Origin of the sequence: Alkalihalobacterium sp. APHAB7 (assembly GCF_048323755.1) — a bacterium.
GTDB lineage: Bacteria > Bacillota > Bacilli > Bacillales > Bacillaceae_F > Alkalihalobacterium.
The window spans coordinates 1-16,268 of record NZ_JBLWFS010000011.1; the positions used below are offsets into that span (position 1 = coordinate 1).

Annotated in this window: 16 protein-coding genes and 1 rRNA gene; 4 read left to right on the top strand and 13 right to left on the bottom strand. The window is 36.9% G+C overall.

Annotated elements, in window-relative coordinates; translation table 11 throughout:
- The 3 genes from ACNSTQ_RS12440 to ACNSTQ_RS12450 form a co-directional block, all read right to left on the bottom strand.
- Positions 1-107, bottom strand: a 16S ribosomal RNA gene (locus ACNSTQ_RS12440); the annotation flags it as partial.
- A gap of 310 nt (positions 108-417) precedes the next feature.
- Entirely contained in the window at positions 418-1,029 is a 612-nt protein-coding gene (locus tag ACNSTQ_RS12445; protein WP_418200144.1) for a YitT family protein, read from the bottom strand.
- Positions 1,026-1,412 (bottom strand): OsmC family protein, encoded by a 387-nt coding sequence (locus ACNSTQ_RS12450; RefSeq protein ID WP_418200145.1) that lies wholly within the window; start codon positions 1,410-1,412, stop codon positions 1,026-1,028. Before ACNSTQ_RS12450 ends, ACNSTQ_RS12445 begins: the two co-directional genes overlap by 4 nt.
- 174 nt (positions 1,413-1,586) lie before the next feature.
- On the opposite strand from ACNSTQ_RS12450, the gene ACNSTQ_RS12455 reads away from it, so the two are divergent.
- Positions 1,587-2,792, top strand: a complete 1,206-nt coding sequence (locus ACNSTQ_RS12455; RefSeq protein WP_418200146.1) for an MFS transporter — start codon at positions 1,587-1,589, stop codon at positions 2,790-2,792.
- 162 nt (positions 2,793-2,954) lie between these two features.
- Here ACNSTQ_RS12455 and ACNSTQ_RS12460 read toward each other — a convergent pair whose 3' ends face one another.
- The 6 genes from ACNSTQ_RS12460 to ACNSTQ_RS12485 form a co-directional block, all read right to left on the bottom strand.
- Positions 2,955-3,731, bottom strand: a complete 777-nt coding sequence (locus ACNSTQ_RS12460; protein ID WP_418200147.1) for a VLRF1 family aeRF1-type release factor — start codon at positions 3,729-3,731, stop codon at positions 2,955-2,957.
- 975 nt (positions 3,732-4,706) lie between these two features.
- Positions 4,707-5,081: a YtxH domain-containing protein gene (locus ACNSTQ_RS12465; protein ID WP_418200148.1), complete on the bottom strand. Its 375-nt coding sequence runs from the start codon at positions 5,079-5,081 to the stop codon at positions 4,707-4,709.
- Positions 5,082-5,171: 90 nt separating this feature from the next.
- The gene (locus ACNSTQ_RS12470) at positions 5,172-6,143 is read right to left on the bottom strand and encodes an MBL fold metallo-hydrolase (RefSeq protein WP_418200149.1); all 972 of its coding nucleotides are present in this window, start codon (positions 6,141-6,143) and stop codon (positions 5,172-5,174) included.
- A complete protein-coding gene (locus ACNSTQ_RS12475) occupies positions 6,130-7,308 on the bottom strand; it encodes a CaiB/BaiF CoA transferase family protein (protein ID WP_418200150.1) in 1,179 nt (392 codons plus the stop codon). The genes ACNSTQ_RS12470 and ACNSTQ_RS12475 overlap by 14 nt, the downstream gene beginning before the upstream one ends.
- Before the next feature lie 189 nt (positions 7,309-7,497).
- Complete coding sequence (locus tag ACNSTQ_RS12480) at positions 7,498-7,644, bottom strand: hypothetical protein (protein WP_418200151.1); 147 nt, start codon at positions 7,642-7,644, stop codon at positions 7,498-7,500.
- 360 nt (positions 7,645-8,004) lie between these two features.
- The gene (locus ACNSTQ_RS12485; RefSeq protein ID WP_418200152.1) at positions 8,005-8,424 is read right to left on the bottom strand and encodes a hypothetical protein; all 420 of its coding nucleotides are present in this window, start codon (positions 8,422-8,424) and stop codon (positions 8,005-8,007) included.
- Positions 8,425-8,643: 219 nt separating this feature from the next.
- Between ACNSTQ_RS12485 and ACNSTQ_RS12490 the strand changes: the two genes are divergently transcribed.
- On the top strand, positions 8,644-8,799 hold the full coding sequence (locus ACNSTQ_RS12490) for an FbpB family small basic protein (protein ID WP_418200153.1): 156 nt from the start codon (positions 8,644-8,646) through the stop codon (positions 8,797-8,799).
- A 57-nt stretch (positions 8,800-8,856) separates the two neighbouring features.
- Here ACNSTQ_RS12490 and ACNSTQ_RS12495 read toward each other — a convergent pair whose 3' ends face one another.
- Entirely contained in the window at positions 8,857-9,186 is a 330-nt protein-coding gene (locus tag ACNSTQ_RS12495) for an SCP2 sterol-binding domain-containing protein (protein ID WP_418200154.1), read from the bottom strand.
- A 309-nt stretch (positions 9,187-9,495) separates the two neighbouring features.
- On the opposite strand from ACNSTQ_RS12495, the gene ACNSTQ_RS12500 reads away from it, so the two are divergent.
- Together ACNSTQ_RS12500 and ACNSTQ_RS12505 are read left to right on the top strand one after the other, a co-directional pair.
- Positions 9,496-10,830, top strand: coding sequence for a cytochrome ubiquinol oxidase subunit I (locus tag ACNSTQ_RS12500; RefSeq protein ID WP_418200155.1), 1,335 nt, complete (start codon positions 9,496-9,498; stop codon positions 10,828-10,830).
- Positions 10,831-10,844: 14 nt separating this feature from the next.
- Positions 10,845-11,879: a cytochrome d ubiquinol oxidase subunit II gene (locus ACNSTQ_RS12505; protein WP_418200156.1), complete on the top strand. Its 1,035-nt coding sequence runs from the start codon at positions 10,845-10,847 to the stop codon at positions 11,877-11,879.
- 266 nt (positions 11,880-12,145) lie between these two features.
- Here ACNSTQ_RS12505 and ACNSTQ_RS12510 read toward each other — a convergent pair whose 3' ends face one another.
- The 3 genes from ACNSTQ_RS12510 to treC all read right to left on the bottom strand — a co-directional run bounded on the left by ACNSTQ_RS12510 (position 12,146) and on the right by treC (position 16,260).
- The gene (locus tag ACNSTQ_RS12510; protein ID WP_418200157.1) at positions 12,146-13,618 is read right to left on the bottom strand and encodes a CPBP family intramembrane glutamic endopeptidase; all 1,473 of its coding nucleotides are present in this window, start codon (positions 13,616-13,618) and stop codon (positions 12,146-12,148) included.
- A gap of 219 nt (positions 13,619-13,837) precedes the next feature.
- Positions 13,838-14,554 (bottom strand): trehalose operon repressor, encoded by a 717-nt coding sequence (gene treR, locus ACNSTQ_RS12515; RefSeq protein ID WP_418200158.1) that lies wholly within the window; start codon positions 14,552-14,554, stop codon positions 13,838-13,840.
- Between the two features lie 23 nt (positions 14,555-14,577).
- Positions 14,578-16,260, bottom strand: a complete 1,683-nt coding sequence (gene treC, locus ACNSTQ_RS12520) for an alpha,alpha-phosphotrehalase (protein WP_418200159.1) — start codon at positions 16,258-16,260, stop codon at positions 14,578-14,580.
- Between the last annotated feature and the right edge of the window lie 8 nt (positions 16,261-16,268).

The following is a 16,268-nucleotide window of genomic DNA, read 5'->3' on the forward strand; positions in this document are numbered from 1 at the left end:
TCCGCCGCTAACTTCATAAGAGCAAGCTCTTATGAAGTCCGCTCGACTTGCATGTATTAGGCACGCCGCCAGCGTTCGTCCTGAGCCAGGATCAAACTCTCCATAAAAGTGTTTGATATAGCTCACTGTCACAAACGTGACGTTTTTTAAAACATTGACGAGATATCATGTATCTCATTTATTTCGCTTGGCTTTTTGTTCAGTTTTCAAAGAACTTTTTCGACTGCCGCTTCAGCAGCGACAAGATTTATCTTACCAAATCAGAAATTCAAATGCAAGTCTTTTTTAAAACTTTTTTTGAAATCAAATTTGATAAATGGTTATCGCCTTAGCGACAAAAATTATTATATAACTTATTAGTCGTTACGTCAACTATAAATTATATAAAAATAATTTCAAAGCTGCTTCCTCAAAAAACTACTTTGAAACAGCAACTTGTCCATCCAATATATAATAATGAAACAATTTATAGAAAAGGTCAATAATCTTCGCAGAGATAAATTGTGTTATCAGCGCATAGAGCAATATTAGCCAATCAATTGAAATTGCCAATGACAGAAAAATAGTCGAATTAAAAAGAAATAATAACTTCCCTGGCATCACATTGATCTGCTTATGAAGAACATGCACAATAATTGCTATTCCACCTGATGAAGCTCCACTAATAAATAATAGACTAACACCAACCCCAAATATTAATGCACCTAAAAACATATCCATATATACAGAAGATAAAGGACCAAGCGATAACGAGCTCATCAGTCCGATTGTAATTGAAGTTACTGTCACTGAGTAAAACGTTTTAACTACACTAAACCAGCCGATCCACCTATAAGCGATAGTAAGCAAGAGAAGATTAAAGGTCCATAAAGTTAATTCATATTTAATAGAAAAAACATGTTCGAATAAAATTGCAATTCCAGCTGCCCCACCTGAAGGTATAGCATGCGGAAATAAGAAGAGGGACATCGCTAACCCCTGCAGGATCGACCCAATGGTTAACGATGTCCCAATAAATACTTTACTCATCCTTCGATAATCTCAAAGGATTCAGTAATTTCAATACTATCTTTAACCGATTGAACCATAGAACAATTTTTCCTAGTGACAGCTAACGATTTTTCTATTTTCTCTTCGCTAATATTAGAACCTGTAATAATAAAATGCATATGAACCTTTTGAATTTCCTGGGCCTCCTCAGGATTTCTAGTTACGTCTGCAGTTACTTTAACATCTTTATAAACGATTCTTTTCTTTTCTAATACTTTACGTAAAACACCGCCGCTACATACAGCAATTGAAGATACTAATAATTGATACGGCCGAAACCCAAATTCCTCATTCCCTGAAATATGTAATGTTCCATATTCAAACTCTGCTTTAAAACCATTTTCCTTCATTATAAATTCCATCCCTACACATCCCTTACCTATTTATTAGTTTAATTGTACAAAGGTTTCAACTTTACGTCACCTTATATGCTAAAAATATTATACCCATCTATAAATATTTTTCTTGAATATCTATTGGTGGGCATTACAATAAGTAAGGTATGAGTTTTAAAATTTCTTCTCGGGAGGACGCTTATGAATACAAACATAGAAAATAAGCAGAATCACCCTGGCTACCGTTTTGCAGTTCTAATCTTAATGGTTTTAATTGCTGGTTTTTCACAAGGGATGTTGCTTCCTTTATTGGCTATTATGTTAGAACAAGCTGGTACTTCATCTTCATTAAATGGGTTAAATGCGGCTGCTCTATATATCGGTATTCTTTTAGCATCTCCTTTTATTGAAAAACCTGTTCGTAAATATGGGTATAAGCCTGTTATTACGATCGGTCTTATATTAATCATTATTTCATTATTTCTGTTTCCTTTTTGGCAAGTCTTTTGGTTTTGGTTTATTTTGCGCATGATTGTCGGAATAGGCGATAATATGATTCACTTTGCAACACAAGTTTGGATTACATCGACAAGTCCTATCCATAAAAGAGGCCGAAATATTTCATTATATGGATTAGCATTTGGGCTCGGGTTTAGCGCTGGACCTTTTATGACAAGGTTATTAGCCATTAATGAATACTTACCTTTTATTATCGCAGCGTCATTTAGTTTATTTTCTTACGGATTTGTGCTTTTTCTAAAAAACGAATGGCCTGAAAATGATCTCGAGACGGCTAAGCAGACTGGAACATGGGGTCGTTATAAACAAGTGATTAAATTAGCTTGGTTTGCTTTATTGCCTGGATTTTGTTACGGCTTTCTCGAGGCATCGATTCACGGAAATTATCCTGTTTATGCTTTACGATCTGGATTAACAATAGAATGGGTATCGATTCTTTTACCTGCGTTTGTTATTGGTGGACTTATCACTCAACTCCCTCTTGGTTTACTAAGTGATAAATGGGGACGAAAAAAGATACTTCTAACCGTTACATTCCTTGGTTCCCTCACTTTCTTTAGTATGATTTTTGTAGAGCAGTCGTATTTACTGCTTCTCTTCATTTTCACAATAGCAGGAGCATTAGTTGGTTCTTTATATTCCCTAGGTGTAATGTATTTAGCAGATTTACTTCCAAGAAATTTACTTCCGACTGGAAATGTAATGACCGCTGTAAGTTTTGGTTTAGGAAGTATTCTTGGCCCATTAACAGGTGGTATTTTAATTGATGTTATGGAGCGGGGAAGCATCTACTTTGCCGTTGGAGGAATATTATTAATTGTTTTCATTTTAGGAGTTGTTTTTAAGGAGAAAGCTCCGGCTACTGTAAAAAAAGCAGCAACAGCATAATTATTAAAAAAGGAGGCTGACGTTATACATTCAGCCTCCTTTTTTCAATTTTAAAGTTATTAGCTTAGAGGACCCAGAGGCCGTTATCTTGAAAAATAGTTATAAATTTCAGTTAAAAACTGCAATATTTAAGTATATAAATAGAGGATGAAATAAAAGTTTTTATCCGATGACTTCACCCACTACTTTATGACTTGGGAATGAAGATAAGTTTTTCGGAACTACTCTTATAATTTTCGTTTGCAAGTATTTTCCTAACTCTTTCGCTAGCTCCTTTGAACCAACTATATAAACTCCCTGCCACTGAAACTCTTTGGATTTACGATCAATTAACGGTGCCAACTTCCTTAACCAACGTTGCTGATTAACTTCTAACCTTTCTTGATACTGATCCTTGTGATTTGCGCTCGATGCCACTCGTTCTCCAGCAGCCGTTCCTTCATACTTTCTCCAATTTTCATCTTCTACGTTTAGTGTGTAGTGTATTTGTTGCGTTACTTCTCCAAGACGTGTGTCTAAAGCTAGCAAATCCATTTGTTGCAATAACAATACGCCACTTGCAGGATACTGCTGTTGTATAGCCTCTAGTTGTTCAAGCATCGGTTCTTGTTCCCAGCAGAAACTATTTTCTACAGTAAGCTGCAGATGGTGGAATTCCCATATTTTTTGATCCAGTGAAGCAAAGATCACTACAGCTTTTTGCATATCATGTTGACTTTCCATCAGTTGTTTTGTTACTTTCTTTTTTACATCCCGAAAATTCTTTAATTCCTCTGTGTCTTTCCTTGCCATTACATATTGCTCTAATTTCTTCAAACCATTCTTTAATTGCAGCTTCCAATCATCATGACCGTTACGCAGTGTGTTTAAATAAATGGTTAATACACCTTTGTCACACTGGGACACCCTTAATTCCTTTATTCGTTTTGAGAAAGCCAAAAAAATTCCCCCTTTAGGACAAGATATATAACCCTATTACCATTTATATTCCTAATCAAACTAAAAAAAGAAGCACTTTTTCAGTGCTTCTCAAGAATTTAATGATACCCGTTTGATTTATTAGCTGAACTACTCGTTTTATGATTGTTTGAATGTTTATGACTTGTATTATTTTTATTCTTTTTATTGTGTTTTTTGTTACTCATCGTTAACACCTCTCCTTTTTAAAAAAAAGAAGGCGGCCAACGAAAGTGGCCACCTTCCCTTTCAAGTACCACATCGTTAATTCAAAAAATTACACTCTGGGGCCGTAACGATTATTGTCCTTCATAGACACCTCTTTCAACGAACTTGTTGTATTAACAAATTACACTTTCCGCATAATTGTTCAACGCAATTCACCTCTGAGGTTGTACTGACAAAATGTTAAACCGTAATTTTAATCTTCTTGGATGTGGACTTGTTGGTTGAGGATAGCTAACCGCCGTCCTCGTTTATTATGATGTCCGACTCACAAAAAAGTATGCACATGTTTTTTTATTTTTTTGAGCTCTTTATAATCAATATCCGTTTAGACCAATACACAAAAGTATCAATAATCATTAAAAAGGCTCTTTTCGTGTACCTGTTGCTTTTGGACCGGTTTCGCTTCACACTTTGCTTGTAGAGCCTTAAAAAAACATCAATACTACAACGTAAAAAGGTGACCCGTACAGGTCACCTTTTTACAATATTCACCATGAAATGCTTCTGGGGCCGTAACGATATTTGTCCTTCATAGACACCTCTTTCAAAGAAGTTACTAACAAATTACACTTTCTGCATAACTGTTCAACGCAACCACCTCTTGAGGTACTGATCAACAATCGTTATTTCCTTCAGCTTTGGTGAAAAACTTTTTCGAGGAATGCTATTGCCTTCCTCACTAATTATGATGTCACAACTTCGTCAAGATATGCTCATCTTTTTGAGGAATTATATTCCTTCGAACGGATCTTCTTTTTTCGGTTCTTTAATTTTTTTTATATCCTCTACTGCATCCCGAGCTGCATCAATGACTTCAATTGAGCTTGTTTTAATGTGCTGCGCACTTTCTGATATTTGTTTTACATCATGACTAACGGATTTTAATGCATCAGATATTTGTGTGCTCGTATCTCTGATCTTCTCGATGAGTTCTTCCCGATTTTCTTTAATATACGATGTAGCACCTTGTGCTGCATGCCTCATTTCTTCAGCACCTTCAACGATTTTCTTTCGCGTTTTGGGGTACGTTAATAATGCAGCCACAGCCACAGCACTTCCGATAATGATACCTTTGCAAACTGAATTGCATTGTTTTTTCTCCATTGGTGCCCCTCCTCTGGAAATACTTTCATACCTATAGTTTAACAATAATCGTTACAGGAAAAAAGGACAACCTACTGAACGAACACCCAGTCAGTTCGCTTTATAAAATATAGTTTCTTCACTATTAACACATTTTACTTGCCCTGTACTTTCAAGCAAATCCAAGTGCCCTAATGTTTCTGAAAATGTTAGTTCCGGTTGTTTTTCATACATTTTAGGGAATAGTCGTTGCGTCATTTGAACAGCAGTTAGTGTTTCACTCCCCATCAGTTCCTTAATATGAGCAGCTCGAAGGTCTTGTTCTTTTATTCGTTCGTCCACTAATGATGGTATATCAACAACTGGGATGCCGTGCCCTGAATAAGACACTTTTAATTGATAATTTTTTAACATTTTTAGCGATTCACGATATTGCAATAAGGACCTTGAACGCTCTTCCTCTTCATTATAAGGCGCTTCAATAATCGCATTCGAGGAAATGTGCTTAATCAGGTGGTCCCCTGAAATGGCCTTTTGTTCTTCCTCATGCGCAATCATAATTTGTGTTTGCGCATGCCCCGGTGTCTCAAGTACTTTCCAACCTTTAAGACCAGGCACTTCATCACCATTTCCTACAATATAATTCACGCTCGCTTTACTCGTAAATTGACGATAGCTAGAACTACGTTGATGAATTTCCAATATCACATTCTCATCCATTCCATGTTCCTTATAAAACTGAGAAAGGAATTCACTACTCTTTCTTAAGAACGTAGCATCCTGTTCAATCCATGGAACAACTTTAGCATGCCCCGTCTTTTTTGCATTCTCAAACCGATCCAATAGACCAACATGATCAGGATGATGGTGAGTGATAATGATTTGCTCAATATCACTCGGTACATACCCTCTTGCTTTTAATTCACGATTCAGCACATTCCAGCCTTCTTCTGTTTTAGGTCCAGTGTCTACAAGGGTAAGTGCTTCATTCCCATCAATTAGATACACATTCACCGGACCTACTAAAAAAGGAGTCGGGAGCGTAATGGTAGTTATTTTTTGCTCACATTTAAGATACACCATGATAAACTCCTTCCGTTTTAACCACTTTATTCTTTCTTAATCGACTGACCTTGTCATTCGGATATTGCAGCACATCTTTCAAAATGGCTTCTGTATGTTCCCCTAAACATGGTGCTGGATGTAAATCAGGGAACGTGGGATTGTCCTTATCATATGTAGTTGCCACTTCAGGGTACCCATCGAAAGGAGTAAAAATCAAACGGCGTTCCTTTACATACTTAGATGATGTTAACTCACCTGGTTCTAGCACAGGTGCCATACAACAATCTACTTTTTGTGAAAAGCTCATCCATTCATGCATTGAGTACGATTGAAACAACTCTTTCATTTCTCGATAAATCGGATTTTGATCTGTTGTTTCAGACATATGTGCAGATACCCACTCATCCTTGCCCACTGCATTACAAAAATTAATCCAAAACTTAAGTTCTAAAGCACCTAAACTCATATAACGATTGTCTTTCGTTTTATAAACGTGATAAGAAATCATCGCCCCTGTTAGCTCCGCAACCCCTTGTTGCCGCCCTTTTTCACTTGCTATCAGCACGTGATTGTTCATTAGGGAAACCATGACATCTGTTAAGGATAAATCAATATAGCTACCCTCTTTTTTAATCGAACGTTGAACAAGCGCAGCTAAGATCGCTTCTGAAGCAGCCATTCCACCAGCTAAATCAGCAAGCGTGATCGTGGGGTGAACAGGTTCAGATCGCTTATCTTTTAATTGACTAAGCAATCCACTTAATGCAATGTAGTTAATATCATGACTGCCAAAATGACTTAAAGCTGTATCTTGCCCATAACCAGTGAGAGAACAGTAAATGATATCCTTATTTTCTTTTTTCACTACTTGGTAATCCAAACCGAGGCGCTCCATTACTCCTGGTCGAAAGCTCTCAATAACAACATCCGATTTTCTCATCAGATCAAGAGCTATTTGTTTACCTTCATCTTCTTTAAGATTGAGCGCAATACTTTTTTTATTGCGGTTGTTCGCTAAGAAAATTAATCCCGTTCCATCCCGCTTATCTCCGAGTGCACGAGCAGGATCACCGGTTAACGGCTCGACTTTTATAACTTCTGCTCCCATGTCTCCAAGTCTTAAGCTCGCATAGGGCCCTGGCAAGTACTGCGAAAAGTCTAAAATACGTATTCCCTCAAGCATATCATTCTCTCCCTGATTCGAATTTTCTCTAATTAATTGTTTACCGAAAAAAAGCTGACTTAGACAGTGCTTTTCCCTCCTAACTTTTCGATATAATGGGCTTCGATATACGTAGCGACTATATCTGTAGTTGAGGTGCTAGACACTTTACTCTCAAGTCAGCCTTATAGCAGTAAACTTTATTACTAATTAGTTATAAACTTCTGTTAAAAACATATCTGTTTCTAATGGTTCAAACCCATTTTCAACTTTTCGTAATTCTTGGATCTCCATAGTCAATCTTTCAATCTTCTTTTCCATCTCTTCTAATACTCTCATTTCAACTGTCACTGTCATAATTAACTCCCCCTAATTAAAAAATTAAATGAATATTCTGATAATTAAAACCATACATAAGGTTTCTACCTGTTCTCCAATAACAACAATCTCATGACATCAGTTACAACTTTTCTCTTTGTACTGTAACGCTTTAAATCGTTTTAAATTTATGAATATTCTATCAACGTATTTAATGTTTGTAAACCTCTTTTTAAAATGTAATCGCTTACAGTTTTAAAATAATTTTTTTGCACTTTTCCACATTACTTATCCACAGATTGTGAACAATGTTAGCAACTTATAAATATATACTTTTTACTAATTAACACAGATAGTTTAATTGTGGATAAACTTGTGGATAAAAGTTTGAAACTATTTTTATCTATCTAAGTACTGAAGTACTTCGTAGACCCAATCTTCTACTAGGATAATATTTTCAACGACAGTTTGGAATCTATTCCTTGTTAATTCCGAATGCAACCGTCTTAAACTTGTTAATCTTCGGTCTTGTCGTTCAACCTTTTTTGCAATTCCTCCTAGGTAAGTATCTGGTCTTTCAAATACATCTTGATCGACCGCGACCATTTGTCCTGTTAATTGAAAATACACCCATTTGAGTTGCTCATCACTTCTTCGCCGGACCTGAATAACTTGTCTTAGTAATTCCTTGCTTTCTTCTCTTTCAGCAATAACCATTAAATAATCATAAGTAATAATCGATGTACTCTCCCTTGTTAGTAACTGTTCTATAATTGTTGCAGCAGCAGTGCTCCTATACCAGTTTTCATAGTGGTTCATTATGCGCCCCCCTGCTTTCCCTTTATTCATCTTTTATAAATATGAATTGACAGCTTGCTCTATACGAAAGGTACATTTCACCTCTTCTTACAAACTTCACCAGAAAAAAATAATTATTTAAAAAATTGTAACAATTTATTGATACTCTTTTCATAAATAAAGATTACAATAGATGTATATAGGATGTACCTATAATAAAATATAAAGGTATGATGAGAGATGAGAAAACACGCACCATCATTTGAAGAGTTAGTTCTTGAAAACAAAAAACAACTACTTCAGGATCAGGACGCATTAAATAAAATAGAAAAGCGTATTGAAGAAAGAAAAGCAAAAGAGTTTGATCTCGTAACTACAGGGAGAAAATCAAACTGAAAATAGTTGCTCTTAACAGAAACAGGGGACCGCTAATGCGGTCCCCTGTTCTTACTATTATTGATAGCTTTTTAAAACGTTTTGTAATTTTAATGCTAATCCCATTTCACCTTTGATTTTTAACTTACCACCCATAAAAGCCATTGTTGGATTTAACTTACCAGCTACTAGCTTTAAAAAGTTAGCATCTGATAACGCCAGTGTACATTTTGGCTCGTAAGTTTCACCTAAAACATATTCTACTTGTCCATCTTCAAATTTAATTTGATAGATCCCTTCATCAGTACCTGTTAAATCAAACTGATACGTTGTATTTAGCCCTTGGATTCCTTCAGGATTACTGTTCATTTTTTCTTTTAAAGTTTCTAATGTTTCTTTTACTGCCATTTTCATTCGCTCCTTTGCTTTAACTACTCAAAGTTTACCACAGAATGAATGACCATTCATTATTTATTTTACAATTTTCATATAATTGTTTATTTTAATTCATTTTGTATTTTCTCTTATATAACTGAATGCATCCCCTTTCTTTTCATTGAGTAAATGTTATCTTCCCTCATCATATAAAAAAACTTCACTATTGTAGAATAATCTAGCAATCCATTTCGTTCGCATATTATTACATTTTCTAACAAATAGTAAAAAGGGTTGGAAAAGTCTTTATTTATGGTAATTATATGGAAAGGGAGAAAATCAATGGATAACGTATTACTGGCAAGGATGCTTTTTGGTTCGTCTATGGCTTTTCACATTATTTTTGCAACACTTGGTGTTGGAATTACACTAATGATTTTAATCGCAGAAATTGTTCGTGCGATAACGAAAGACAATGATTATGGACTATTGGCTAAACGATGGACAAAGGGTGTAGCAATTTTATTAGGTGTTGCTATTCCGTCTGGAACCATTGTTGGTGTTATGCTCTCATTGTTGTGGCCTGGTTTTATGGAGATGGTCGGTCAAGTCATTGCCCTGCCTTTCCAAGTCGAGATCTTTGCTTTTTTTATTGAAGCTGTATTTTTATCGATTTATATTTATGCGGCTGACCGACTGTCAAGTACAATGCGTCTTATCAGTGTATTTTTTGTAGCTTTTGGTGCTACGGCATCTGCCGTACTAATTACGGACGCTCATGCCTGGATGAATACCCCACGTGGCTTTGATATCGTCGGTGGTCAAGTTGTGAACGTTAGACCTTGGGAAGCTGTTTTTAACCCGAGTATTTATGTGACAGCGTTACATGTAGTGAGCACGGCTTATCTAGCTGGTGCTTTTGCTATCGCTGCCGTAGCTGCCTATCGCCTCATTCGCGGGGGGTTATCCGACCGTGAACGTATGTATCACCGAAAAGGCATGATTCTTTCTTTAATCGTTGCTGCAATTACGTCTGTTTATACTTCAGTTAATGGTCACGACGTTGCCGTTATGCTTCATAATTATTTACCGGTAAAACTAGCAGCTGCCGAAGGACTATTTGAAACTCAATCCAATGCTCCACTCGCGATTTTTGGTGAACCTGACCCTGAAGCTGGGCGTGTGGTCGGTGGAATTGAAATTCCAGGTATGCTCAGCTGGTTAGCTACAGGGTCAACAGATGGCGTTGTAGTAGGTCTTTATGACTTTCCTGAAGAAGAGTGGCCCCCATTATTTGTTCATACTCTTTTTAATATAATGGTCGGAATTGGCACGATGTTGATCGGTATATCTTTCCTCGCTTTAGCTTACCGAATATTTAGGAAGGATAAGCCCTTTCCTGCTTGGGTTTTAGTTCCGGTCATTGCCGGTGGTCCACTTGCGATGATTGGCATTGAAACCGGGTGGATTTTTAGTTGTACCGCTAGACAACCGTGGACCATACATCAAGTGATGCTTACGGCTGATGCCGCTACACAATCTGGAAATCTCGGCATGTTGTTTTTCTTATTTATCACACTTTACGTCATGCTCCTTGTCTTAACGTATTTAGTGATGAACTTCTACTTTAAGCGAAATCCTGTCTCTAAAGATCTCGAAGTCGAAGCGACTCCTTAAGGAGGGAATGTTCCTTGAATGAAGCATATATTGCAATTGTAATCATTTGGGTGTTTTTATTTGTCTACTCTATTGGGGGATCTATTGATTTTGGAGCTGGATTTTGGGCGATGTATTATTACGGACGAAAAGATACGAAAGCTTCAAGTATCGCCAATCGGTATCTTTCTCCGTCTTGGGAAGTAACGAATGTTTTTCTCGTCTTATTAGTCGTTGCTCTCGTTGGCTTTTTTCCAGGTGCGGCATTTTCACTAGGTACAATAATGATTGTTCCTGTAAGCTTTGTTTTGCTTTTGTTAACGATCCGTAGTGCCTTTATGGTCTACTCGTATACCGTCCAAAAGTATACGAAAATGTTGACCGTCATTTCTGGAATTACAGGTCTTTTAATCCCTGCTTTAATGGTCAGTATGCTTCCTATCGCCATTGGCGGTTTTGTTGAAACCGTTGGAACGCGCCAATATATACTATATAACGAGTTACTAACGAGCCCTACTCTATACGCTCATCTAGGATTTGGTTTAAGTACAGAATTATTTCTCTCTTCGCTCTTATTAAGCGACTATGCACGGGAAGCGAATTCAGAAAGTACTTATCATGTGTATCGGAGAAATGCGATCATACTTGGTCCGATTACGTTGTGCTTTGCTGTCGCAGCTACTTTGACACTGATACCTGAGGCACCATGGATGGTAGACAATATGGCAAGAGAATGGGAGCTTTTTGCACTATCGTTAATTGCTTTTGCCCTAGGTTACAGTGCACTATGGTGGCCATCAAAGAAAGTCGATATCGGACAACCTCGTGTGGCCGTGCTTGCTATCGTAACTCAATTTGGTTTAGCAAGCTTTGCCTACGGAATGGCTCATATGCCTTATATTTTATATCCGGACTTAACTATTTTTGATGCGTTCACCAATGAGACAATGTTCTACTCATTATTAATTGGATACGGGATTGGTTTAGCTATCTTAGTACCTGCTTTTTACATCTTCTGGCGACTGTTCATGAAAGATAAGCGTTATTTGCAGGCAGAGAAATCAAAATAATATGCGCTAAAAAAGAAGAGAACGAAAAATACAGTTCGTTCTCTTCTTCATTAACTTTACGTATTAGGGAAAGTAGGTTTGCTCTAATCCATAAAGTGGACTAGTTTTAGGAATATTTTAGTCTATACTCAACTCAGATCCCTTTTTACCACATTTCAGAGATAGTAATATTGCAATCCATAAATACAGGTTTCTTCTTCATCGTTCAATTAACTGCTATCTCTTTTTGGGGGTAAACTCACTTACTAATACTCTCAAAAACTTATCTAGCTCACCGACCGGAACAACAAACTACCTCTTTCTTCAGGTGATCGTTTCAAAAAGACAAGAAATGGAACTAACGTTAAAACAACTGACAATACACCAACCGGCCAATAGATCGATATGAGAAAGATCGAACCGAATAAGCTATTGTAAAAGTAATGACAGAAGATCGCTGTAACAAATCCATACCTTTTATACACAAAGTAGAAGAATGGTCCGACAATAATCATAAACTCAAATATACGAATATGCCACGGGACCATATGATATCCCATATGACCAATCCCCCATAAAAAAGAGGTCGCTATCACTGAGAAAATGACACCCCAACGGTCAAAGGCAGGTATTAAATACCGCCTGAAAATGGTCTCTTCACTGATCGATGCACAAATTCCTAATGAAAGAGCAAACACAGGCAGTGCCCATAGCGGTGTATTTAGAAATATGGAGTAATCCATAACGGGTGACGTCCATGCCCCAAACTGTGCCCAGATCCCATAAAAAATGGTTACTAAAACCGTTGAGACGAGCATCAGTAAAAATCCATTCCAGACGGCAGGTTGAAGCTTGATGGCTATTTGGCTGAACGGCTGCACGTAGTCTGCTTTCTTCGCCGTTATCAGAAGGATGATAAACGTCGTATATGTGAGAACACCTGTAAATAGTAAACTAAAAATATCGACTGTACCCATTGCTAAATAGAGTCCAAAAAACCATCCCACCCCGGCTAAAAGAGAAATAAGAATAGGGCCTAAAAAGGTTTCTATTTCGTTTTTGTTCAACCTTTTAATTAGTTGAACAGTTGCAACAATCGCAATGATGACTATCGTAACCATAAAAATAAAGACTAAGATCAGTTCCCAAATGTTAAATAATTCCGTCGATAGCTGAAAATCACGAACTTCACCATACTTATGAAATCCAATAATTGCATGATCGGTAAGAGTAATACTTAGCTTTTCCTCGATGTCTCCCATTACTTCACCACGGCTATAAACCTGCTCAACCTCACCAAAAAAGGTTTGCTCCTCATCTACTTTTTCAAAGCCCACTCCAAATATCTTCTCAATAAAGTCACTCACTTCTTGTTCACTATTAATCTCGTAGTAGATACTACTGGCACGAACCACTTCGGCTGTGAAAGGATCGACTTCAAAATGATCCATGTCAACTAGCACAGAAATCGTATAGATCGGTATTTCACCTGCCAAATTTTCAATTTCTTCATTTGTCCATTTCTGTTTAGCAATATATTGACCGATACTTTCGTTGGCCCTTGTTTCATATGTTGGCGCCTTTGATTTAATGTCCGTATTCAGGTCAAATTGTTTAGTAAGCTGTTCAATCGACTCGGTTATGTCTTCTTTAGTAACGGTTTGAACCGGATAAACGGGTTCTGTATTAACAGAATAATAGATGATTAGAAAAATAACAGAAACGATCGATAAAAGTACTAACGGTCTAAGCCTATTCAATGTCGTCACCTCTTCTTATGTAGTTATTCAAATATATACGAACAACGACTGATTTAGTTTCGCTATTTTCATCATTTCAGAAATTGCACCCATGAAAAAAATTCCTCTTTACGCTATAGACTACTTGCTAATTCAACCAATCATTACCCGCTGAAAAACAAAAACACCCCCACTTCTAACTAAATAATTAGAAAGAAGCAGGAGTGCACGTTTCACCTTTTAATTAATTTTTCTTCTGGCAAAATCGACGAATCGAAATTTATCCGGTCTGTGACGGGACTCCGTATATTGAAATAAACTCGCATCATCTAAATATACAAAGTTTTTAACAACAACGATATTAACAAATCCGTCCAGATCAAGATAACGTCGATCTTCTTCGGTCGGTTCTTCAACCGTAATTTCCTTTTTAGCAAAGCTAATCGTTAAACCTAGGTCGTTTTCAATGTACTCATAAATCGAGTTTTCACAAATTGACCGTGTGAGGTTAGGGACATATTTTTTTAATAAATAGTCTTTGTCTAAAATGATCTTCTCTTTTGCGATTTCTCGTACACGAAGTACCTTCCAAACCTTATCTTCATCGGCCGCCTTCAATTGATCCTTTAAAAAAGCATCTAAGTTTATTTCAGTAAACTCTTCTACGATCGTACTTGCACGACCGCCCATTTTTTTCGCCAATTCCTTGAAGCTGACAAGCCCTGAAATCGGGAAATTCAACTTCTGGACATCCAGCACAATTGACCCTTTACCTTGTACTTTTTGGATATACCCATGCTCAGAAAGTAATTTTAACGCTTTACGGATCGTTTCCCGCGATGTCTCATATAGCTCGACTAGTTCATTTTCTGAAGGAAGAAGACTATTGACCGGATAGTCTCCTTCTTCAATTTTTTTTGACAGTTCTTCGTATATTTTCACGTATTTATTTTTCACAAATATCACCAATTACAATTGTATCACTTTTTAATAAGGTGATAAACGACCGATTCGTAAGGGCGAATGGTCATGGAGTTTGCTATTGGTGCAACTTCATTATAATTCGAGATGAGCAGTTCACAATTAAAGGAATTCACTTCAATAGATGACGGCAGTTCATACGCCACTTCGTTATCATAGAAGTTATTTATGACAAGAAGCTTCTCATCATTAGAAGATCGAACATAAGCAAAAATTTCGTTATGATCGCGGTCTAACAACTCATAATCTCCATGCGTAATTATGTCATATTCTTTTCGTAATTGGATTAATTTTTGATAATGATAAAAAATTGAATTATCATCTTGCACTGCTTTTTTTGCATTTATTTCTTTATAATTGCTAGCTACATCGATCCAAGGAGTCGCTGTCGTAAACCCTGCATTTTTTTCTTCGTTCCATTGAACTGGAGTTCTTGAGTTATCACGGGATTTTCGCTTAATAATTTCCATGATTTCCTCTTCTCTTATACCTTTTTGCTTCATGATTTCATAATAGTTTAATGTTTCAACATCACGGTAATCCTTGATGCTATCAAACTTAGGGTCCGTCATACCAAACTCTTCACCTTGGTAAATGTAAGGTGTACCTTGCATCATATGGATCGTTGTCGCCAGCATTTTCGCTGATTCATTATGATATTTTTCATCATTTCCATACCGAGTGACGACACGAGGCTGATCATGATTACACCAGAACAGTGCATTCCAGCCGCCGCCTTTATGCATGTCCACTTGCCATTTCGAGAGAATGTCCTTTAGCGCATGGAAGTCCATATCACCGATTGCCCATTTTTCTCCGTTTGGATAATCGACTTTTAAATGATGAAAGTTGAATGTCATACTTAACTCTTTACTATCCGGGTTTGTATATTGAATACAGTGATCAATTGTCGTTGAAGACATTTCACCAACGGTCATACTGTCATATTTCGAAAACACTTCGCTATTCATTTCTTTCATAAATTCATGAACTCGTGGTCCATCTGTGTAAAATTTACGTCCATCTCCTGGGGGTACAGATCCATCATCATTCGGAAAACGTTGGTCCTTTGAAATTAAGTTAATAACATCTAAGCGGAACCCGTCTACACCTTTTTTAAACCAGAAGTGCATCATGTCATAAACTTGTTTACGCACTTCTTCGTTTTCCCAGTTGAGATCAGCTTGAGTTACATCAAAAAGATGTAAATAATATTGACTTGTCTGTTCATCTAACTTCCACGCTGAACCACCAAATTTGGAAACCCAATTCGTTGGTTCTTTTCCATCAACGGGATCTTTCCAAATATAAAAACCGCGGTATGGATTATCCTTCGATTGCTGCGACTTCTGAAACCATTCATGTTCAGTCGATGTATGATTAACGACAATATCCATAATGATTTTGATGTCGCGATTATGAGCTTCCGTTAACAATCGGTCAAAATCTTCCATCGTTCCGTACTCTTCATGAATTGAAAAATAGTCACTAATATCATAGCCATTATCAATCTGTGGCGATTTGTAGATTGGTGTAAGCCAAACCACATCAATACCGAGTTTCTTTAAATAATCTAGTTTATCAATAATGCCTTGAATATCACCTACACCATTTCCTGTCGTATCATTAAAGCTTTTAGGATAAATTTGATATACTGTTGATTTTCTCCACCATTCGTTCATTGCTGCAC

Excerpts from the sequence above, each read along its gene's own strand:
- ACNSTQ_RS12445 (WP_418200144.1), bottom strand. The coding sequence starts at position 1,029 with ATGAGTAAAGTATTTATTGGGACATCGTTAACCATTGGGTCGATCCTG.
- ACNSTQ_RS12450 (WP_418200145.1), bottom strand. The coding sequence starts at position 1,412 with ATGGAATTTATAATGAAGGAAAATGGTTTTAAAGCAGAGTTTGAATAT.
- ACNSTQ_RS12455 (WP_418200146.1), top strand. The coding sequence starts at position 1,587 with ATGAATACAAACATAGAAAATAAGCAGAATCACCCTGGCTACCGTTTT.
- ACNSTQ_RS12465 (WP_418200148.1), bottom strand. The coding sequence starts at position 5,081 with ATGGAGAAAAAACAATGCAATTCAGTTTGCAAAGGTATCATTATCGGA.
- ACNSTQ_RS12470 (WP_418200149.1), bottom strand. The coding sequence starts at position 6,143 with ATGGTGTATCTTAAATGTGAGCAAAAAATAACTACCATTACGCTCCCG.
- ACNSTQ_RS12475 (WP_418200150.1), bottom strand. The coding sequence starts at position 7,308 with ATGCTTGAGGGAATACGTATTTTAGACTTTTCGCAGTACTTGCCAGGG.
- ACNSTQ_RS12480 (WP_418200151.1), bottom strand. The coding sequence starts at position 7,644 with ATGACAGTGACAGTTGAAATGAGAGTATTAGAAGAGATGGAAAAGAAG.
- ACNSTQ_RS12485 (WP_418200152.1), bottom strand. The coding sequence starts at position 8,424 with ATGAACCACTATGAAAACTGGTATAGGAGCACTGCTGCTGCAACAATT.
- ACNSTQ_RS12490 (WP_418200153.1), top strand. The coding sequence starts at position 8,644 with ATGAGAAAACACGCACCATCATTTGAAGAGTTAGTTCTTGAAAACAAA.
- ACNSTQ_RS12495 (WP_418200154.1), bottom strand. The coding sequence starts at position 9,186 with ATGGCAGTAAAAGAAACATTAGAAACTTTAAAAGAAAAAATGAACAGT.
- ACNSTQ_RS12500 (WP_418200155.1), top strand. The coding sequence starts at position 9,496 with ATGGATAACGTATTACTGGCAAGGATGCTTTTTGGTTCGTCTATGGCT.
- treC (WP_418200159.1), bottom strand. The coding sequence starts at position 16,260 with ATGAACGAATGGTGGAGAAAATCAACAGTATATCAAATTTATCCTAAA.